Annotated in this window: 11 protein-coding genes and 1 tRNA gene; 5 read left to right on the forward strand and 7 right to left on the reverse strand. The window is 69.9% G+C overall.

All coding sequences use genetic code 11. The annotated features are described in order from the left end of the window. Positions 1–156: 156 nt before the first annotated feature. Positions 157–241, reverse strand: a tRNA-Leu gene (locus ABZ441_RS17875). 189 nt (positions 242–430) lie between these two features. On the opposite strand from ABZ441_RS17875, the gene ABZ441_RS17880 reads away from it, so the two are divergent. Continuing rightward, a complete protein-coding gene (locus ABZ441_RS17880; protein WP_358974529.1) occupies positions 431–1,768 on the forward strand; it encodes a DUF2254 domain-containing protein in 1,338 nt (445 codons plus the stop codon). A gap of 9 nt (positions 1,769–1,777) precedes the next feature. Here the strand turns inward: ABZ441_RS17880 and ABZ441_RS17885 are convergent, their stop codons facing one another. From ABZ441_RS17885 to sucC, 3 genes are all read right to left on the reverse strand, one after another. Next, the gene (locus ABZ441_RS17885) at positions 1,778–3,334 is read right to left on the reverse strand and encodes an aldehyde dehydrogenase family protein (RefSeq protein ID WP_358974534.1); all 1,557 of its coding nucleotides are present in this window, start codon (positions 3,332–3,334) and stop codon (positions 1,778–1,780) included. A 206-nt stretch (positions 3,335–3,540) separates the two neighbouring features. Next, entirely contained in the window at positions 3,541–4,422 is an 882-nt protein-coding gene (gene sucD / locus ABZ441_RS17890; RefSeq protein ID WP_358974537.1) for a succinate--CoA ligase subunit alpha, read from the reverse strand. Positions 4,423–4,424: 2 nt separating this feature from the next. Next, a complete protein-coding gene (sucC, locus tag ABZ441_RS17895; protein ID WP_358974540.1) occupies positions 4,425–5,561 on the reverse strand; it encodes an ADP-forming succinate--CoA ligase subunit beta in 1,137 nt (378 codons plus the stop codon). Positions 5,562–5,727: 166 nt separating this feature from the next. Between sucC and ABZ441_RS17900 the strand changes: the two genes are divergently transcribed. The 4 genes from ABZ441_RS17900 to ABZ441_RS17915 all read left to right on the forward strand — a co-directional run bounded on the left by ABZ441_RS17900 (position 5,728) and on the right by ABZ441_RS17915 (position 12,341). Continuing rightward, the gene (locus ABZ441_RS17900) at positions 5,728–7,419 is read left to right on the forward strand and encodes a thiamine pyrophosphate-binding protein (protein ID WP_358974543.1); all 1,692 of its coding nucleotides are present in this window, start codon (positions 5,728–5,730) and stop codon (positions 7,417–7,419) included. Positions 7,420–7,429: 10 nt separating this feature from the next. Beyond that, positions 7,430–8,668, forward strand: coding sequence for a formyl-CoA transferase (frc, locus tag ABZ441_RS17905; RefSeq protein WP_358974547.1), 1,239 nt, complete (start codon positions 7,430–7,432; stop codon positions 8,666–8,668). A gap of 1 nt (position 8,669) precedes the next feature. Next, positions 8,670–10,826, forward strand: coding sequence for an acetate--CoA ligase family protein (locus ABZ441_RS17910; protein ID WP_358974551.1), 2,157 nt, complete (start codon positions 8,670–8,672; stop codon positions 10,824–10,826). Positions 10,827–10,949: 123 nt separating this feature from the next. Continuing rightward, on the forward strand, positions 10,950–12,341 hold the full coding sequence (locus tag ABZ441_RS17915; RefSeq protein WP_358974554.1) for an OFA family MFS transporter: 1,392 nt from the start codon (positions 10,950–10,952) through the stop codon (positions 12,339–12,341). A 71-nt stretch (positions 12,342–12,412) separates the two neighbouring features. Here the strand turns inward: ABZ441_RS17915 and ABZ441_RS17920 are convergent, their stop codons facing one another. From ABZ441_RS17920 to eboE, 3 genes are read right to left on the reverse strand one after another with little or no spacing between them, the layout of a single operon-like run. Next, positions 12,413–13,483: a sugar phosphate isomerase/epimerase gene (locus ABZ441_RS17920; protein ID WP_358974557.1), complete on the reverse strand. Its 1,071-nt coding sequence runs from the start codon at positions 13,481–13,483 to the stop codon at positions 12,413–12,415. Between the two features lie 40 nt (positions 13,484–13,523). After that, a complete protein-coding gene (locus ABZ441_RS17925) occupies positions 13,524–14,921 on the reverse strand; it encodes a nucleotide pyrophosphatase/phosphodiesterase family protein (protein ID WP_358974560.1) in 1,398 nt (465 codons plus the stop codon). Then, complete coding sequence (eboE, locus tag ABZ441_RS17930; protein WP_358974563.1) at positions 14,918–16,093, reverse strand: metabolite traffic protein EboE; 1,176 nt, start codon at positions 16,091–16,093, stop codon at positions 14,918–14,920. The genes ABZ441_RS17925 and eboE overlap by 4 nt, the downstream gene beginning before the upstream one ends. Between the last annotated feature and the right edge of the window lie 2 nt (positions 16,094–16,095).

Below are 16,095 nucleotides of genomic sequence, written 5' to 3' on the forward strand. Positions count from 1 at the left end.
ACAAGCCGTGGAATCGATTACACGGATGATTGGAATCGATTACATGGCCGAAAACAAGTACCTGAGGAGGGGAAGAGACCGGATCGTGATGCGGGCGGAGGCGGCGAGGTCCTCGGAAACGCGAAAAGACCCCAGATTGACTGGGGTCTTCGCCGGTGTCCGAGGGGGGACTTGAACCCCCACGCCCGATAAAGGGCACTAGCACCTCAAGCTAGCGCGTCTGCCATTCCGCCACCCGGACAAGGTGTCTGTCGTTGCGGGGTCCTCCCCGTGGCGACAAAGAAAACAATACCAGGGGTTCGGGGCGCCTCTCACCTGCGTTTTCTGAGGTCAGTGCGGTGCGGGCACAGTCAGGCACACCGGACGCCGGCTCGCGTACACACCGTGGCGTGCCGTGTACACCGAGTCGCACCGGGCTACCTTCGCGGGCATGAGTGGGAAGAACGTCCCGAGCGGCGGGAGCGAGCGCGTCCATCGGCCGCCCCCCGCGCTGACCTCACTGCGCGAGCGGCTGCGCGACACGTTCTGGTTCGCGCCGACCGCCGGGCTGGTGTGCGTCTTCGTCCTCTGGTGGGTCCTCTCGGATCTGGACACCAGGATCGTCGCGCATCTGAAGGCGGAGGGGGCGTACGCGGAACTCGACAACCTGCTCTCCTTCGCCGTGGACGCCCGGACGATCGTCACCACGGTCAGCGCGGCCATGATGACCTTCATCGGTGTGGTGTTCAGCATCTCGCTGGTGGCCGTGCAGATGGCGAGCGGGCAGCTCACGCCGCGCGTGGTCCGGATCTTCGTGCGGAGCAGGATCAGCAAGCTCACGCTGGCGGTCTTCCTGGCGACCTTCGCTTTCTCGCTGCTCGTGCTGACCTCGTACGAGGGTGGGGCGGAGCCGGATCCCCGGCGGGTGACGTCGGCGCCCCTGTTGCAGAGCCTGCTGACTCTCGGCCTGGTGGGTCTCAGCCTGCTGCTGTTCGTCGCCTATGTCTCGTCCACCCTGCGGCTCATGCAGGTCGGGCCCGTCCTCGACCACATCACCCGCGAGACGCTGCACTCGCTCGCACGGCAGCCGGCAGGGACGGCGGGCGAGCCGCCGCCGGGGCCCGGCGCGGTGCACGTCCTGCGCGAGGGGCGGGCGGGGGTGTTGCGGGACGTGGCGGTGGCACGGCTGGTGCGCGCGGCCCGGCGGCACGGGGTCGTGCTGCGACTGGTGCCCCGGGTCGGGGACTTCGTCGTGCCGGGCACACCGGTATTCGCCGTGCACGGCGGAGCAGCACCGCCCCCGCGCGCGCTGAGACACACCTTGTCGGTCGGGGTCGAGCGCTCCCTGCACCAGGATCCGGCGTTCGGCCTGCGGCAGTTGGCGGACATCGCGCTGCGTGCCCTGTCGCCGTCCGTGCACGATCCGACCACCGCGGTGCAGTGCCTCGACCGGATCGTGCAGCTCCTCTCCGTCGCCGTCACGCTGCCGCTCGGCACGCTGCACCACCGCGACCCACGGGGCGATGTCCGGCTCGTCCAGGAGGTTCCGGGGTGGACCGACCTCGTGGATCTGGCGTTCGAGGAGATCCGGTGGTGCGCGGCCGGGAGCCCTCAGGTCACGCGCCGGCTGCTGGCCGGGCTCGACGATCTGCTCCTGCTCGCCGCCGAGGAGAGGCGGAAGCCGCTCCTGCGGCACCGTGCGCTCCTGGTGGAAGCCGTGGAGCGCACGGTGCCCGGGACTGCCGGGCGGGCGTTCGCGCTGTGCCCGGACCGGCAGGGGATCGCGTGAACGGCGCCGCTACGGCATGAGGTGGTAGTCCGGGAAGTTGCCCGGCAGCCTGGCCTCCCCCGGGCCGTCGGTCACGGCCCGGATGAGCAGTTCGCCCCCCACGAAGGCGCCGCGCCACGAGGCACCGAAGCCTCCGAAGAGTTCCTCACGGTCTCCGCGCGAACGCGGCTTGCCGTGACCGGTCTTGAAGGCGCGGATCTGCGGGGCCAGCCGCTCGTACGTCTCCGGGTCGTCGGTGGAGAGGGTCGCGACCAGGGCGCCGTTCGACGCGTTCATGGCGGCGAGGAGTTCGGCCTCGGTGTCGACCAGGACGATCGTGTCGACCGGGCCGAAGGGTTCCGCGTGGTGGAGCGGCGAGGAGGGGGGCGGGTTCAGGAGGGTGACCGGCTGGAGGTAGGCACTGGTGTCCTGGCCGGGGAGGAAGCGGGCTTCCGACGCGGATCCCTGGTGGAGGGGGACGGCACCGCGGTCGATCGCCTCGGTCACCTGGTCGTGGAGTTCCTTGGCCTTGGTGGCGTTGATCAGGGGGCCGAAGTCCAGTTCGGGCAGCGGGTCCGAGGCCTGCTCCACCGCGAGGGGGTGCCCGGTTCGGAGCGAGCGTACGGCGGGGAGGTAGGCCGCCAGGAAGTCCGCGAAGAGGGTGCGCTGGACGACGAAGCGGGGGTAGGCGGTGCAGCGCTGCTTGCCGTAGTCGAAGAGTTTCGGGATGACGGCGGTGAGGGCCGGCCAGTCCGTGTGGTTCCAGACGCCCCAGGTGTTGAGGCCCTCCTGTTCGAGGATGTGCCGTTTGCCGAGGTCGGCGACGGCGGTGGCGATCCGGGCGCCGGTGTCCCTGCCGCCGACGAAGGAGACGCAGCCGATCTCGGCCGACCGGACGAGGGGCTCGGACAGTTCGCTGCCGCTGCCGCTGAGGAGGGTGAACGGGACGCCCTCGCGGGCGGCGAGCGCGCAGGCCAGGGTGAGGCAGGAGACGCCGCCGTCGGTGGGGGTCTTGGCGATCACGGCGTTGCCGGCCAGGGCTTGCACGAGCATCGCGTGGACCAGCACGGACATGGGGTAGTTCCAGCTGGCGATGTTGGAGACGGGGCCTGCCAGGGGGGTGCGGCCGGCCAGCAGGCGGTCGCTGTGGTCGACGTACCAGCGGACGCCGTCGATGGCGCGGTCGACGTCGGCCAGGGCGAGGCGCCAGGGCTTGCCGATCTCCCGGACCAGCAGGAGTGCGAGGAGTTCGCGGTGTTCGGTGAGGGCGTCGAGAGTGGCGGACACGCGGGCGCGGCGCTCGGGGAGCGGGATGTGGCGCCAGGCGCGGTGCTGGTCGAGGGATGCTCGTACGGCTTGTCCGGCGGTGGCCGCGTCCAGGCGGGGCGGGCCGGTGACCGGGGTGCCGTCGATGGGGCTGGTGGCGGGGAGGGTACGGCCGTCGGAGTGCCAGGCCGCGGCCCAGAGGTTGCGGACACGGTCGTCCTGGAATGCCTCGGGGGCGGCGGCGAGGCAGCGACGCCAGAGGTCCTGCCATGCCGTTCCCGGCTTGAGGATGAGGTTCGTGGCTGGAGATGAGGGTGTCATGAGATCTCCGCTCTGAGGTGCGGGGGACGCGGTGCGGGGCGTGGTGATACGGGTGCCTGCGCGTGACGCGCGGAGTGCGGGTAGGCGGGGCGGGGGCGGGTCGGGCGCCCGCGGCGGACTTTCCCCTGCCCGCCCCTTCTCGAAACCGGGGCCCCGGTTCTTGAACGCCGGACGGGTGAGGCCGTGCGCACGGGGCCGGTACGTCCTCAGCCGCGCAGGCGCCTCTCCGCCAGGCGGGCCGTTTCGGTCGGGGTGGCACCCACGGCGACCCCCACGGCCTCGAGGGCCTTCTTCTTCGCCGCGGCCGTGCCCGAGGAGCCCGAGACGATCGCTCCGGCGTGGCCCATCGTCTTGCCCTCGGGGGCCGTGAAACCCGCGATGTAGCCGACGACCGGCTTGGTGATGTGCTGGGCGATGTGGGCTGCGGCGCGTTCCTCCGCGTCACCGCCGATCTCGCCGACGAGGACGATGAGTTCGGTGTCCGGGTCGTTCTCGAACGCCGTGAGACAGTCGATGTGCGTCGTGCCGATCACCGGGTCACCGCCGATGCCCACCGCCGTCGAGAAGCCCGTCTCACGCAGTTCGTGCATCAACTGGTAGGTGAGCGTGCCCGACTTGGACACCAGTCCGATGCGGCCGGGCTTCGTCGCGATGTCGGCCGGGATGATGCCGGCGTTGGACTGGCCCGGGCTGATCAACCCGGGACAGTTGGGCCCGAGGACGCGTGTGCCCCGCGCCCGGGCGTGGGCCTGGAAGGCCACGGCGTCGTGGACGGGGATGCCTTCGGTGATGACCACGGCCAGACCGATGCCGGCGTCCGCCGCCTCGACGACGGCCGTCCCGGCGAACGGCGGCGGGACGAAGACGACGGTGACGTCGGCGCCGGTGGCTTCCATGCCGTCGCGCACGGAGCCGAAGACGGGGATCGTACGGTCGTCGAGGTCCACGGCGCTTCCCGCCTTGCGTGGATTCACGCCGCCGACGACCTGCGTGCCCGCCGCGAGCATCCGCCGGGTGTGCTTCATGCCCTCCGCGCCGGTCATGCCCTGGACGAGGATCTTGCTCTCCTTGCTGAGGAAGATGGCCATGATCAGTTCCCTCCCAGGGCGAGTCGGGCTGCTCGGTCGGCTGCGCCGTCCATCGTGGGGACCTGCTGGACCATCGGATGGGCACGATCCTCGAGGATCGCCCGGCCGCGCGCGGCGTTGTTTCCGTCGAGGCGGACGACCAGGGGCTTCGTCAGGTGGACGGATTCCAATGCCTGGACGATGCCGTCGGCGACCGCGTCACAGGCCGTGATGCCGCCGAACACGTTGACGAACACGGACTTCACCGACGGGTCGGAGAGGATGACCGTGAGGCCGTCGGCCATGACGCGGGCGGATGCCCCGCCACCGATGTCGAGGAAGTTGGCCGGGCGGGCTCCGCAGCCGGCCACCACGTCCAGGGTGGACATGACGAGTCCCGCCCCGTTGCCGATGACGCCGACCTCGCCGGCCAGCCTGACGTAGTCGATTCCCTTGGCGGCGGCCGCCGCCTCCAGCGGGTCGCCGTGCGGGTCGGCTGCGTCCTCGCCCCGAAGGGACCGCCGGAAAGCCGCGTTGTCGTCCAGGGTCACCTTGCCGTCCAGGGCGAGGATCCGGCCGTCCGTGGTGCGGACCAGCGGGTTGACCTCGACGAGCAGGGCGTCCTCCTGGGTGAGGACCTGCCACAGCGCCTGGAGTACGGGTGCGGTCTCCGGCGGCAGCGAGGCAGCCTCGGCGATCTGCGCGGCCCTGGCCTCCGTGACCCCCTCGGCCGGGTCGACCGGGATGCGGGCCACCGCCTCGGGGCGGGAGGCGGCGACCTCCTCGATGTCCGTGCCGCCCTCCGCCGAGGCGATGGCGAGGAAGGTCCCGGCGGCCCGGTCCAGGACGTAGCTGACGTAGAACTCCTCCCCGATGTCGACGGGCTGAGCGAGCATCACCGTCCGTACCAGGTGGCCCTTGATGTCCATCCCGAGGATCTGGCGTGCGGTGACGACGGCGGCCGCGGGGTCCGCGGCGACCTTCACCCCGCCGGCCTTGCCCCTGCCACCCACTTTGACCTGCGCCTTGACCACGACGCGCCCCCCGAGCCGTTCGGCCGCCGCGTGGACCGCCGAGGGGTGGTCCACGACCTCGGCGCCCGGTACGGCGATGCCGTGATCCGCGAAGAGTTGCCTTGCCTGGTGCTCGTACAGATCCATAGCCACTCCCGATCGTGCCGATTGTGAAAGTGCCGCACGCCCCCTGGACACCACCCACCGGATGCGGGATAACAAGTTTCATACAGTATTCGTCGACTGTATGCAATGTACCGCGAGAGCGGCGGACCGGCTCCCGCACTCCCCTACGAAGGGACAGGACATCGCCATGCCCGAGGACAGCCAGGACAACCAGAACCTCATCTCCGGTGGGCACTTGGTCGCCAAGGCACTCAAGGCGGAGGGGGTGGAACGCATCTACACCCTCTGTGGCGGCCACATCATCGACATCTACGACGGCTGCGTGGACGAGGGCATCGAAGTCGTCGACGTGCGGCACGAACAGGTCGCCGCCCACGCGGCCGACGGCTACGCGAGGATCACCGGGAAGCCCGGCTGCGCCGTCGTCACCGCCGGGCCGGGTACGACCGACGCGGTCACCGGTGTCGCCAACGCCTTCCGCGCGGAGTCGCCGATGCTCCTGATCGGAGGCCAGGGAGCGCACACCCAGCACAAGATGGGCTCGCTCCAGGACCTGCCGCACGTCGACATGATGACGCCCATCACCAAGTTCGCGGCCACCGTGCCGGACACCGCGCGGGCCGCGGACATGGTCTCGATGGCGTTCCGGGAGTGCTACCACGGAGCACCCGGGCCGTCGTTCCTGGAGATCCCGCGCGATGTGCTCGACGCGAAGGTGCCGACGGCGAAGGCGCGGGTCCCCGAGGAGGGCCGCTACCGCGCCTCCACCCGGGCGGCCGGCGACCCGGCCGACATCGAGAAGCTCGCCGATCTGCTCGTACACGCCGAGAAACCCGCCATCCTGCTGGGCAGTCAGGTCTGGACGACGCGCGCCACGGACTCCGCTACCGAGCTCGTCCGGACCCTCAACATCCCCGCGTACATGAACGGCGCCGGCCGCGGCACCCTGCCGCCCGGCGACCCGCACCACTTCCAGCTCTCGCGGCGCTACGCGTTCTCCAACGCCGACCTCATCGTGATCGTGGGGACTCCCTTCGACTTCCGGATGGGCTACGGCAAGCGGCTCTCACCGAACGCCACCGTCGTACAGATCGACCTCGACTACCGCACCGTGGGCAAGAACCGTGATGTGGACCTCGGGATCGTCGGTGACGCGTCGGTGGTCCTGAAGGCCGTCACGGAGGCCGCGAGCGGCCGGCTCAACGGCGGATCGGCCCTGCGCAAGGCGTGGCTGGACGAGCTGCGCGCCGCCGAGCAGACGGCGATCGAGAAGCGGCTGCCCCAGCTGAAGTCGGACGCCTCCCCCATCCACCCGTACCGGCTGGTGAGCGAGATCAACGACTTCCTCACCGAGGACTCCGTCTACATAGGGGACGGCGGCGACATCGTCACGTTCTCCGGGCAGGTTGTACAGCCCCGGACCCCCGGCCACTGGATGGACCCCGGACCGCTCGGCACCCTCGGGGTCGGGGTGCCCTTCGTGCTGGCCGCCAAGCAGGCCAGGCCCGACAAGGAGGTCGTGGCCCTGTTCGGCGACGGCGCGTTCTCCCTCACCGGGTGGGACTTCGAGACCCTGGTCCGCTACAACCTGCCCTTCGTCGGCATCGTCGGCAACAACTCCTCCATGAACCAGATCCGTTACGGCCAGAAGGCCAAGTACGGCGACGAGCGCCAGCGGATCGGCAACACCCTCGGGGACGTCCACTACGACAAGTTCGCCCAGATGCTGGGCGGTTACGGCGAAGAGGTGCGCGATCCCGCCGACATCGCGCCGGCGCTGCGCAGGGCCCGTGAGTCGGGGCTGCCCTCGCTCATCAACGTCTGGGTCGACCCGGACGCGTACGCCCCCGGAACGATGAACCAGACCATGTACAAGTAGAGGAGCCGGCATGACCAAAGCTCTTGAGGGCGTGCGCGTCCTCGACATGACGCACGTACAGTCCGGTCCCTCCGCCACCCAGCTGCTGGGCTGGCTCGGCGCGGACGTGGTCAAGCTGGAGGCGCCGGGCGGGGACATCACCCGCAAGCAGTTGCGCGATCTGCCCGGTGTCGACTCCCTCTACTTCACGATGCTCAACTGCAACAAGAGGAGCATCACCCTCAACACCAAGAGCGAGCGCGGCAAGGAGATCCTCACCGAACTCATCCGCCGAAGCGACGTGATGGTGGAGAACTTCGGCCCCGGCGCCGTCGACCGCATGGGATTCACCTGGGAACGGATCCAGGAGATCAACCCCCGGATCGTCTACGCCTCCATCAAGGGCTTCGGCGAGGGCCCGTACACCAACTTCAAGGCGTACGAGGTGGTCGCGCAGGCCATGGGCGGCTCGATGTCCACCACCGGATTCGCCGACGGGCCGCCGCTCGCCACCGGCGCGCAGATCGGCGACTCGGGCACCGGGATCCACGCGGTCGCCGGCATCCTCGCCGCCCTGTTCCAGCGCGAGAACACCGGGCGCGGGCAGCGGGTGAACGTGGCGATGCAGCACGCGGTGCTCAACCTGTGCCGGGTCAAGCTGCGCGACCAGCAGCGGCTGGAGCACGGCCCGCTCGCCGAGTACCCGAACGCGCAGGACACGGCCTACGCGGACGAGGTACCGCGCAGCGGCAACGCCAGTGGCGGCGGACAGCCGGGCTGGGCGGTTAGGTGCGCGCCGGGCGGACCCAACGACTACGTGTACGTCATCGTGCAGCCGGTCGGCTGGAAGCCCCTGTCCGCGCTGATCGGCCGGCCGGAGCTGGCGGACGACCCCGAGTGGGCGACGCCGGAGTCCCGGCTGCCGAAGCTGGGGAAGATGTTCCAGCTGATCGAGGAATGGTCCTCGACGCTCCCCAAGTGGGACGTCCTGGAACAGCTCAACGCGCACAACATCCCGTGCGGCCCGATCCTCTCCACGAAGGAGATCGTCGAGGACGAGTCCCTCGCCGCCAACGACATGGTGGTCCGCGTCGAGCATCCCGAGCGCGGCACCTTCACCACCGTCGGCAGCCCGCTGAAGCTGTCCGACTCCCCCGTCGACATCGTCACCTCCCCGCTGCTCGGTGAGCACAACGCGGAGGTCTACGTCGGCGAACTGGGCCTGGGCGACGAGGAACTGCGGCTGCTGAAGACGAACGGAGTCATCTGAGATGGCCGGAACAGTCGGGACACAGGAGCGGGAACACGTCCAAGCGCTGCTCGACCGCGTCCGGGGAGAGGGGCGCAGCGCGCTCACCGCCCCGGAGGGGAAGATCGTCGCCGACGCCTACGGGATCACGGTGCCGGGCGAGGGCCTGGCCCGGGACGTCGAGGAGGCGGTGGCGCTGGCCGACCGGCTCGGCGGGTCCGTCGTCCTCAAGATCGTCTCCCCCGACATCCTCCACAAGACGGATGCGGGCGGTGTCGTCGTCGGAGTGTCGGGCGCACAGGAGGTACGCGCGGCGTTCTGCACCGTCGTGCGGAACGCGCGGGCCTATGCGGCCGACGCGCGGATCGAGGGTGTGCAGGTGCAGCAACTGGTGCCGCCCGGACAGGAAGTCATCGTGGGGGCGGTCACGGACCCCACGTTCGGGAAGGTGGTGGCGTTCGGCCTCGGCGGTGTCCTGGTCGAGGTGCTGAAGGACATCACCTTCCGGCTGGCGCCCGTGACGGCGGACGAGGCGCGGTCGATGCTGGACTCGATCGGCGCCGCGGAGATCCTGAAGGGGGTGCGCGGTGCCCCGGCCGTGGACCGGTGGGCGCTGGCGGAGCAGATCCGGCGGGTCTCCCAACTGGTCACGGACTTCCCGGAGATCGCGGAGGTGGACCTCAACCCCGTCATCGCGTCGCCGGACGGCGCGGTCGCCGCGGACATCCGGATCCTGCTGACGACCGAGGAGGTGAAGGCACGGCGCCGGTACAGCCGGGAGGAGATCCTGGTGTCGATGCGCCGGCTGATGGAACCACGGTCGGTGGCCGTCATCGGGGCCTCCAACGAGCAGGGCAAGATCGGTAATTCGGTGATGCGCAACCTCGTCGACGGCGGGTTCGCGGGCGAGATCCATCCGGTGAACCCCAAGGCCGATGACATTCTCGGCCGCAAGGCGTACAAGAGTGTCACCGACGTTCCCGGTGAGGTGGATGTGGCGGTCTTCGCGATCCCCGCCAAGTTCGTCGCTTCGGCGCTCGAGGAGGTGGGCCGCAAGGGGATCCCGAACGCCGTGCTCATTCCGTCCGGATTCGCCGAGACGGGTGAACAGGCCCTGCAGGACGAGATCGTGGCGGTCGGTGAGCGGTACGGAGTACGGCTGCTCGGGCCGAACATCTACGGCTACTACTCGACCTGGCAGGACCTCTGCGCCACGTTCTGCACTCCGTACGACGTCAAGGGCCCGGTGGCGCTGACCTCCCAGTCCGGCGGCATCGGCATGGCGATCCTGGGGTTCGCGCGGTCGACGAAGACCGGGGTCTCGGCGATCGTCGGACTGGGCAACAAGTCGGACATCGACGAGGACGACCTGCTGACCTGGTTCGGCGAGGACCCGAACACCAAATGCATCGCGATGCACCTGGAGGACCTCAAGGACGGGCGGGCCTTCGTCGAGGCGGCGCGCGCGACCGTACCGAAGAAGCCCGTGGTGGTCCTCAAGGCGGGCCGCACGAGTGCGGGCGCCAGGGCAGCGGGCTCCCACACGGGCGCGCTGGCCGGGGACGACGCCGTGTACGACGACATCCTGCGGCAGGCGGGAGTGATCCGGGCGCCGGGTCTGAACGACATGCTGGAGTACGCGCGGGCGCTGCCCGTGCTGCCGGCGCCCAAGGGTGACAACGTCGTGATCATCACGGGGGCGGGCGGATCGGGGGTGCTCCTGTCGGACGCGATCGTCGACAACGGGCTCTCGCTGATGGAGATCCCGCCGGACCTCGACACGGCGTTCAAGGCGTTCATCCCGCCGTTCGGGGCGGCCGGGAACCCGATCGACATCACGGGTGGTGAGCCGCCGGCGACGTACGAGGCGACGATCCGGCTGGGGATGGAGGACCCGCGGATCCACGCCCTGGTGCTGGGCTACTGGCACACGATCGTCACCCCGCCGATGGTCTTCGCCGAGCTGACGGCCCGGGTGGTGGAGGAGTTCCGGGCGCGCGGCATCGAGAAGCCCGTGGTGGCGTCGCTTGCGGGTGACACCGAGGTCGAGGAGGCGTGCGCCTACCTGTTCGAGCGGGGAGTCGTCGCCTATCCGTACACCACGGAGCGCCCGGTCGCCGTACTCGGTGCGAAGTACAGGTGGGCCAGGGCCGCCGGGTTGCTGGGCGGTGACCGATGACCTGATGACACGGCTCGAACCACGGGGTCTGCGGCGCAGCGATCGGCCGCGGACCCCCGTGCGAAGTGAGAACGGGCAGGGGGCGCCGGCCAGACTTCTTCCACGCAAGGGGTTCGATCGACAATGACGACAACAGACCTCTCCACATCCGTCCCCTTCAGGGAGGTGACGGACGCCAACGGCCGGACGTACCGGCTCGGCGAGAGCGACATCGACATCATGGGCCGCAAGCGCAAGTGGATGGTCATCCTGCCGTGGGTCGGCATGATGGGCATCAGCTCGGCCGAGTACGCCTTCGCGTCGGCGGAGGACACGCTGCACCACGCGCACAACTGGGACAGCGGTCACATCTACTGGATGATGACCGTCTGGGTGTTCTTCCAGGCCGCCGTCGCGATGCCCGCGGGCAGGCTGCGGGAGACAGGCAGGCTGCCGGCCCGCTGGGCGATGATGCTCGGGGCGACGGGCACACTCCTCGGCTACCTGTCACTGGCGTACGCGCCGCACGTGATCTTCGCCTACATCGGCTTCAGTGTGTTCTCCGGCATGGGTGCGGGCATGGTGTACGCCACCTGCGTCAACATGGTCGGCAAGTGGTACCCGGAACGCAGGGGCGGCAAGACGGGCTTCGTCAACGGCGGTTTCGCCTACGGTTCGGTCCCGTTCGTCTTCATCTTCACCGGATTCATGGACATCACCAACTTCAGGTGGGTCCTGGTCTCGGCGGGCGTCTTCCTCGCCGCGCTCGTGGCCTGCGCCGGCTTCTTCTTCCGGGACCCGCCGAAGAACTGGTGGCCGGCCGAGGTCGACCCGCTCAACCCGCCCGAGGACCCACGGGCACGTCGCGCGCTGGAGAAGAACCCGCCTGCCATCAAGCAGTACTCCCCGGGTGAGGCCTGGAGGACCGGCCGCGTGGCGCTGATGTGGTGCTGCCTCGCCTGTACGTCCGGCGTGAACATCTTCGGCATCGCCTTCCAGGTGGACATCGGCCAGGACGCGGGCTTCGCGGCCGGGATCGTGGCCACCGCGATGTCGCTCAAGGCGATCGTCAACGGCACCGGTCGCGGCGTCATCGGCTGGCTCTCCGACCTCTACGGCCGCAAGAAGTGCCTGCTCCACGTCTGCGTCATCCTGGGGCTCGCCCAGTTCGGCATCATCTGGTCGGCCGAGATGCAGAGCCTGCCCCTGTTCCTGCTCTTCTCCGCGATCTCCGGCTTCGGCGGTGGCGCCATCTTCCCGATGTTCGCCGCGATGACCGCCGACTACTTCGGTGAGAACAACAACGCCACCAACTACGGCATGGTCTACAGCTCGAAGCTGGTCTCCGGGCTCGGAGCGGGGATGGGCTTCCTGGTCGTCGACGCCTGGGGGCTCAACGGCGCCTTCATCCTGGCGGGCAGCATCTCGTTCTTCGCGGGATTCCTCGCCCTGTTCCTCGCGGCACCCGGCCGCGACCGAAAGGGCAACCCACTGGTGAAGGCGAAGACGGCACCGATCATCCGGGAGACCGACTGATCGCACGCCCGCGGCACGCGCGTGGGGCCCGGTTCCTGGAACCGGGCCCCACGCGCGTGTGCCGTCAGGTGTCAGTCCCCGCAGCGGCTCTCGCGGAGCGAGTGCAGGTGCTCGCTGGACTTGCGGGCGAAGGCGAACGACTCGGCCGGGTTGTCGTGCTCGGTCTGCCAGTGGTGGTAGGTGCGGCCGCGGTGGGTCCGCGCGGTGACCCGGCTCAGGAAGTTCTTGTAGTCGATGTCGCCGTCCCCGACGTCCGTCATGTCGTAGCCGTCCCGGGCGGCGTCGTTGCGGGTGCCGTCCTTGACGTGGAAGAGGGGGTAGCGGTCGGGCTGCTTGAGCACGTAGTCGATGGGGTTGAAGGGCGCCGGGGTGCCGTCCACCCGCTTGCCGAAGCGGAACTGGGCGCAGAACGCCCAGTAGATGTCCATCTCCAGGTAGACCAGGTCGGGGTCGGTCTCCGCGAGCAGGACGTCGTAGAGGCGCACCTTGGGATTGTCGGTCGCGAAGGAGAACTCCTCCGCGTGGTTGTGCTGGTAGAACTTCATGCCGCGCTTGCGGGCGGCGGCGCCGTAGGTGTTGAAGTCCTCCGCCGCACGCTTCCAGCCGTCCACGGTGGAGCCGTAGCGGAAGGGGCCGGAGGCGGTGCCTATGTGCTTGAGGCCGAGGGCCTCCGCCTCGTCGAGGACCTTGGTGAGGTTCTGCGCGAAGGTGTAGGCGCCCGGGTTGTTGTCGTCGTAGTAGCCGACGTGGCTGCCGATGGGGTTCAGCCCGTGGTCCTTGGCCAGCCTCTTGAGCTGGGCGAGGGTGATGGCGCCGGCAGAGCCCTGGGTGTATCCGGCGAACTCGATCTCGTCGTATCCGTACGTCTCGAGTTCGGCGAACACGGGGGCGAAGCCGAGGGTGGAGACCTTGTCGCGGAGGCTGTAGAGCTGGATGCCGAGGCGGCCGGGAGGCAGGACGGCACGGCCCTTGCCGTGGCCCTTGCCGTGGCCGTGCTCGTTCCCGTGGCCCGCGTGCGGGCCGGCGGCCTGGGCGGCCGCGCCGCTGAGGAGGGTCGCGGCCGTGGCTCCGGCGGCGACGCCCAGGACGTTGCGGCGGCTGAGTCTGCGCGCGAGCTCGGGGTCCTTCGGGGTGCGGCTCATGATCACGAATCTCCCTGTGAACGTGCGGGCGGGCGGATTGTCAGTGCAGTCCTGCAAGCTGGAGCAGCAAGGACTTCACTTCGGTGGCCTGGACTCGGCCGGTGAACGCGTGGGGGGTGGAGCAGAGGATGAGCGGACCTTCGTCGTCGCTCGTGGGGAGGCGGCCGTGGCTGCCGCGGATAGGTGAGGGATCCAGGGGGACGACCGCCATGCGGTAGCGCATCCCGAGCTTCTTGCGGGCGACCGCCGAGACCGCCTTGACCCTGACGTAGGGATCCTGGGGGTCCATGAAGAGCTCCGCCGGGTCGTAGCCCGGTTTGCGGTGGATCTCGACGAGCTGCGCGAAGTCGGGCGCGCGGTCGTCGTCGAGCCAGTAGTAGTACGTGAACCAGGCGTCCTTCTCCGCCACGGCGACGAGCTCGCCGGAGCGGGGATGGTCCAGGTGGTGGGCCTTCTTGCCCTCGTCGTCGAGCAGTTCCGCGATGCCGGGCAGGTCCGCGAGTGCTTCGCGGGTGGCTTCGAGGTCCTCGGGCCGGCGTACGTAGACGTGGGCGAGCTGGTGGTCGGCGACCGCGAAGGCACGGGAGGCCATCGGGTCGAGGTACTCCATGCCGTCCTGGGTGTGGACCTCCAGCAGTCCGGCGCGGCGCAGGGCGCGGTTGATGTCGACGGGCCGGTCGACACGGGTGATGCCGTACTCGGAGAGGGCCACGACGGTGCGCCCCTCTGCCCTGGCGTCGTCGAGCAGGGGTGCCACGGCGCGGTCGAGTTCGGCCGCGGCGCGGTGGGAGCGGGGGTCGTCGGGCCCGTAGCGCTGGAGGTCGTAGTCGAGGTGCGGGAGGTAGCAGAGAGCCAGGTCGGGGGTGCGGGTGGCGAGGATGTGCCGAGTGGCGTCGATGATCCACTGCGAGGACACGAGGTCGGCTCCCGGGCCCCAGAAGTGGAAGAGGGGGAAGGTGCCGAGCTTCTCGGTCAGCTCGTCGTGGAGTGCCGGGGGCCTGGTGTAGCAGTCGGGTTCCTTGCGGCCGTCCGCGTAGTAGACGGGGCGCGGGGTGACGGTCCAGTCGGTGTCGGCGCCCATCGCGTACCACCAGCAGATGTTGGCGACGGTGTAGCCGGGGTGGGCGCGCCGTGCGGCGTCCCACAGTTTGTCCCCCGCGACCAGCCCGTTGTGCTGGCGCCACAGGAGGACGTCGCCGAGCTCACGGAAGTACCAGCCGTTGGCGACGATGCCGTGTTCGGAGGGGGTGGTGCCGGTGAGGAAGGTGGACTGGGCGGCGCAGGTGACCGCGGGCAGGACGGTGGAGAGTGGGGCCTTCGTGCCTGCTCCGGCCATGGACCGGAGGTTCGGCATGTGCTGGAGCAGTTGGGGGGTGAGCCCGACGACGTCGAGGACGAGGAGGGGGGTGGGACGCGTGCTGGTGCCGGATTCGGTCATGGCAGCTCCTTCAGTCCGAGGTCGACGAGGAGGTCGCGGGCGAGGGTGAGTTCGGCGGCGATGCCGTCGGCGAGCTGGGTACGGGTGCGCGGCCGCAGTTCGGCGGGGAGGGCCTGCCAGGTGTACGTCTCGATCTCCAGGTGCCGGGTGAGGGGTGCGGGCCCTGCGACGAGCCGGTTCAGCACGGACTGGAGTACGGGGAGTGTGGAGGTGAGCGGGGGCGCGGGCGGTGCGTGCAGGGGGACGTGGAAGTGGGAGCGCCAGGGCGTGCTGTCCGGGAGCACGCCGCCGGACACCGCCTCGTCGAGGTCGTCGGTCCCGCGGAGGCCCGAGGCGGTGAGCGTGCGGGTCTGGTGCAGGAAGCGGGGTTCGGCGAAGGCTCCCAGCGCCGCGCGCACCTCGGGCAGGTGCGGGTGTTCGGCGTGCAGGGCGGCGGAGAGCTGTGCCTTGGCGACCGGGACCCCGGCGGCGTGCAGGGCGTCGAGCGCGGTGTCCGGGTCCTCGAAGGAGGTGGCGAGGTGGCAGGTGTCGACGCAGATGCCGATGCGGTCGTGACCCACGGCGGTGAGGGGGCCGATGGCGTCGGCGGTCGTCTCCACGGTGCAGCCCGGTTCGGGTTCGAGGCCGATCCTGATGGACTTGCCGTTCAGTTCGGCGAGGGCGTCAAGCCGCTGGGCCAGTACGGTCAGTGCCTTCTGTGCCGTGCCGGCCGCCGTGGGGTCGTCGGCGTACGGGGTGCGCCAGGCGATCGGCAGGGTGGAGATGGTGCCTTCGGTGACGTCGTCGGGGAGCAGGGCGGCGAGCAGCCGGGCGAGGTCCGTGGTGTGGGCGAGCCGCTCGGGATCGGTCCAGTCCGGGGTGTAGACCCGGTACTTGACCTCCTGGGCCCCGAAGCCCTCGTAGGGGAAGCCGTTGAGGGTGACCACTTCGAGGCCGCGGTGCTCGAGCTCGCCGCGCAGCGAGCGGAGCGCGGCGGGATCGTTGATCAGGGCGCGGGCGGCGTCCTTGGCCAGCCAGAGGCCGATGCCGAGGCGGTCCCGCCCGAGCCGTCTGCGTACGGGCTCGCAGTGGTCGCGCAGCTGGGCACGCACCCCTTCGAGGGTCTCGGCCGGGTGAACGTTGGTGCAGTACGCGAGATGGACGGTGGAGCCGTCGGGATGGCGGAAGCGCATGG

It is taken from the genome of Streptomyces sp. NPDC005752, from assembly GCF_040630715.1.
GTDB lineage: Bacteria > Actinomycetota > Actinomycetes > Streptomycetales > Streptomycetaceae > Streptomyces.

Bases quoted from the DNA above. Each gene is read 5' to 3' on its own strand.
- ABZ441_RS17920 (WP_358974557.1), bottom strand. From the start codon at position 13,483: ATGAGCCGCACCCCGAAGGACCCCGAGCTCGCGCGCAGACTCAGCCGC.
- ABZ441_RS17900 (WP_358974543.1), top strand. From the start codon at position 5,728: ATGCCCGAGGACAGCCAGGACAACCAGAACCTCATCTCCGGTGGGCAC.
- ABZ441_RS17885 (WP_358974534.1), bottom strand. From the start codon at position 3,334: ATGACACCCTCATCTCCAGCCACGAACCTCATCCTCAAGCCGGGAACG.
- ABZ441_RS17880 (WP_358974529.1), top strand. From the start codon at position 431: ATGAGTGGGAAGAACGTCCCGAGCGGCGGGAGCGAGCGCGTCCATCGG.
- ABZ441_RS17915 (WP_358974554.1), top strand. From the start codon at position 10,950: ATGACGACAACAGACCTCTCCACATCCGTCCCCTTCAGGGAGGTGACG.
- sucD (WP_358974537.1), bottom strand. From the start codon at position 4,422: ATGGCCATCTTCCTCAGCAAGGAGAGCAAGATCCTCGTCCAGGGCATG.
- ABZ441_RS17910 (WP_358974551.1), top strand. From the start codon at position 8,670: ATGGCCGGAACAGTCGGGACACAGGAGCGGGAACACGTCCAAGCGCTG.
- sucC (WP_358974540.1), bottom strand. From the start codon at position 5,561: ATGGATCTGTACGAGCACCAGGCAAGGCAACTCTTCGCGGATCACGGC.
- eboE (WP_358974563.1), bottom strand. From the start codon at position 16,093: ATGCGCTTCCGCCATCCCGACGGCTCCACCGTCCATCTCGCGTACTGC.
- frc (WP_358974547.1), top strand. From the start codon at position 7,430: ATGACCAAAGCTCTTGAGGGCGTGCGCGTCCTCGACATGACGCACGTA.
- ABZ441_RS17925 (WP_358974560.1), bottom strand. From the start codon at position 14,921: ATGACCGAATCCGGCACCAGCACGCGTCCCACCCCCCTCCTCGTCCTC.